Genomic DNA, 684 nt, shown 5'->3' with positions numbered 1-684 from the left:
TGGGAAGATCCTCGCGGGCCGTGCTTGCCCGTGCCCAGGAACATCGGCACCACCGTCACCCTGGCCCGGCACCTTCGTGCCACCAGCGACTGCACGGCCTGGCGCGAGGTCGGGCGTGGGTCAATTCGAGATAGGCGCAGCGCACCCGCAGTTCGGGGCGATGCTGCTGCAGGTGGACCTGGACCGCCTCCATCGGGGCGCGCCACAGCGGGTCGCGCGAACCATGGGCGAACAGGACAACGCCTCGGGGTGGGGTGGCAGTCAACGCGTGTGGTCCTTGGTTCATCGGCGCAGCACCAGCCAGCCGAAGGCGGCCAGCGAAAGCACCGAGTAGATCAGCCCCGGCGCCGCCGCAGTGAGCCAGGGTGACCAGTTCTGCAGGTTGCCCGCGTAGCCGAACACGTTGTTCAGCAGGAAGAAGCTGATGCCAGCCATCACCCCGCCGAACACATAGCCCGCGATGCCACCCGAGCGGAAATGCAGGTAGGCGAAGGGCAGCGAGAGCACCACCATCACCAGGCAGCTGAGCGGGTAGAACACCTTGCGCCAGAACTCGATCTCATAGCGCTGCGCCGACTGGCCGTTGGCCTCCAGATGCCGGATGTACTGGAACAGGTCGATGGTCGCCATGCGGTCGGGCTTGAGCAGCGCCGCGGACACCATGTCGGCGCTGATGCGCGTGGG

1 protein-coding gene is annotated in these 684 nt (G+C 67.1%); it reads right to left on the bottom strand.

What is annotated here, in order from left to right:
* Nucleotides 1-282: 282 nt before the first annotated feature.
* A partial coding sequence (locus AC27KI_RS26585; RefSeq protein WP_487116876.1) for an LptF/LptG family permease occupies nt 283-684 on the bottom strand: 402 nt, incomplete at its 5' end.

The organism is Acidovorax sp. KPB24-03 (genome assembly GCF_057546605.1).
The sequence above is the reverse complement of the archived record's forward strand: the minus strand, read 5'-3'. Positions and strand labels throughout refer to the sequence as shown.